Annotated in this window: 3 protein-coding genes; 2 read left to right on the forward strand and 1 reads right to left on the reverse strand. The window is 60.6% G+C overall.

The window, feature by feature from the left end; all coding sequences use genetic code 11:
• Positions 1-28 precede the first annotated feature (28 nt).
• Together WA989_RS13435 and WA989_RS13440 are read left to right on the forward strand one after the other, a co-directional pair.
• On the forward strand, positions 29-1,030 hold the full coding sequence (locus WA989_RS13435) for an NAD-dependent epimerase/dehydratase family protein (protein WP_424341000.1): 1,002 nt from the start codon (positions 29-31) through the stop codon (positions 1,028-1,030).
• Positions 1,030-2,022: a threonine ammonia-lyase gene (locus tag WA989_RS13440; RefSeq protein WP_424341001.1), complete on the forward strand. Its 993-nt coding sequence runs from the start codon at positions 1,030-1,032 to the stop codon at positions 2,020-2,022. Before WA989_RS13435 ends, WA989_RS13440 begins: the two co-directional genes overlap by 1 nt.
• On the opposite strand, the gene smpB is transcribed toward WA989_RS13440, so the two are convergent.
• Entirely contained in the window at positions 2,019-2,498 is a 480-nt protein-coding gene (smpB, locus tag WA989_RS13445; RefSeq protein ID WP_424341002.1) for an SsrA-binding protein SmpB, read from the reverse strand. The two genes, WA989_RS13440 and smpB, sit on opposite strands and share 4 nt — an antisense overlap.
• Positions 2,499-2,504 lie beyond the last annotated feature (6 nt).

A 2,504-nucleotide genomic window follows, 5' to 3' on the forward strand; every position in this document is an offset into this window, starting at 1 on the left:
GCTATAGGCTTTGCCTTGAGGAGAGAGCATGAAGTTTCTTGTCACCGGGGCTGCCGGCTTTATCGGTTCGCGCATAGCAAAAGCCTTGCTGGACGAGGGACATGAGGTCATCGGGCTCGACAATCTCAATACCTATTACGATGTCACTCTGAAGCAGGAGCGGCTGCATGAGTTGCAGCGGTCGAGTGCGTTCAAATTCTACAAGCTGGACATTGCCGATCATGAGGCTCTGCTTGCGCTTCCTGAGCGTGACACGATCCACCGGGTGATCCATCTCGCGGCCCAGGCCGGCGTTCGCTACTCGCTGGAAAATCCTTTCGCCTACGCCGAATCGAACATGACCGGCCATTTGTCGGTGCTGGAATTCTGCCGCCGGGCAGCCAAGGCCCCGCTTCTCATCTACGCCTCTTCAAGCTCGGTCTATGGTGACGACGCAGTCGCGCCGTTCAGCGAAGATGCGAATGTCGACCGGCCCGTCTCGCTTTATGCCGCAACCAAGCGGGCCGATGAGCTGATGAGCCAAGCCTATGCCAAGCTCTACGACATCCCGCAGATCGGTGTCCGCTTTTTCACTGTTTATGGTCCCTGGGGCCGGCCGGACATGGCCTACTGGTCCTTCACTGACCGCATCCTGCGCGGCGAAACCATCCGCGTTTTCAATGGTGGCAAGATGAAGCGGGACTTCACTTTCATTGATGATGCGATGCGCGGCCTGAAAGCCATAGCCACGCGCCGGGCGATATTTTCTGACGGTCAGCTGTCCCACAAGCTCTACAATATCGGCCACAACGAACCCGTCACATTGATGGACTTCATTGCAACCATTGAGAAAGTGACCGGCAAGAAAGCCCGCATCGCGCTCGAGCCGATGCAGCCGGGCGATGTGACAGAGACCTGCGCTGACATCTCCAGAATGCAGGCCGATTACGGGTACAATCCTCAAGTCACGCTCGAAGAGGGTATCGGCAAATTCGTTGAGTGGTTCCGCACCCAGCGCGTGGCGGCAGGGCCCGCTATACGTTCTTTCTGATGTCCGAGGGGCTCTCCCGACTGCCGACATCTGGCGATGTGAAAGCCGCCGCCCGGCGCATTCATGACCATGTAGGGCGGACCCCGGTCCTGCAGAACGAAGCGCTGAACGAGCGCGCCGGCGCCAACTTGTTCCTGAAGTGCGAAAATCTGCAGCTGACGGGAAGTTTCAAGATCCGGGGCGCCACCAACCGCCTGTTGCAAATACCACAGGATCAGCGCGCGGCTGGCGTTGTTGCCTTCTCCTCTGGCAATCATGCGCAGGGTGTTGCGCGCGCGGCGCGCGTCCTGAACATGCCCGCGCTCATTGTCATGCCGTCCGATGCGCCACGGGTCAAAGTCGAGGGCGTCGAAGCAGATGGCGCCGAGATCCGGCTCTATGACCGCAATTCCGAAAGCCGTGAGGAGATTGCCGCGCAGGAGGCGGCAGCTCGCGGGGCGGTCCTGGTTCCAAGTTTCGATGATCCTTTCATTATTGCAGGCCAAGGCTCTGTTGGCGTTGAGCTAGGCGAGCAGATGCGGGCAGCGGGTCAGCAACTCGACCATATTATTTGCTGTGCGGGCGGCGGCGGACTGATTACCGGTCTGGCGCTTGGCTACAGCGCTTTTGATGCGGACACAAAAATCTGGACTGCCGAGCCTGAGCAGCATGATGACTGGCGCCGGTCTCTTGCTTCAGGCGCGCCGGTATCGAATGCGCCCGGCACGCGCTCGATCTGTGACGCCATCCTGACGCCGTCGCCGGGTGAGCTCACCTGGGCGCTCGGCAAAGGGCGTTTGACCGGCGGCTGCGCGGTTGACGATGATCAGATCAGGGACGCGATGCGCCAGGCCTTCCGGCACCTGAAGCTTGTCGTCGAGCCGGGCGGCGCGGCCGCGCTCGCTTGCGCGCTGCATGATCTTCCTGCCGAGGCCCGAGGCAAGAATGTCGGGATTGTACTTTCGGGCGGGAATGTCGATCCGGCGCAGTTCGCCGGCATCATCTCCGCCTAGTTCTCTTTCAGAATCCGCGCCTTGTGGCGCTGCCAGTCGCGTTTCTTCGCGGTCTCCCGCTTGTCTGGCGCGCGCTTGCCGGTCGCGATGCCGATAAGGAGCTTGGCAATCCCGCGCTCGTTGAAATAGAGCTTCAAGGGCACAATCGTTCGGCCCGCCCGCTCAACAGACTGCGCCAGACGCGACACCTCCCGCTTGGAGACGAGCAATTTTCGGCGCCGCTTGGGATCGTGGTTGAACTGGTTGGCGCCTTCATAGGGCGGGAAGTCGGAATTCACGAGCCAGAGCTCGCCATTCTCCACGGCGGCGTAGGATTCAGCAATATTCGCCCGGCCATTGCGAAGCGATTTGACCTCGCTGCCAGCGAGCACGAGCCCCGCTTCGAGCGTGTCTTCGACGTGATAGTCGAACCGGGAGCGGCGGTTCTCGGCGACGAGTCCGTCCTGACGGCCTTTGATCTGATTCTTCTTCGACATGCCTGA

It is taken from the genome of Henriciella sp., assembly GCF_049649345.1.
GTDB lineage: Bacteria > Pseudomonadota > Alphaproteobacteria > Caulobacterales > Hyphomonadaceae > Henriciella.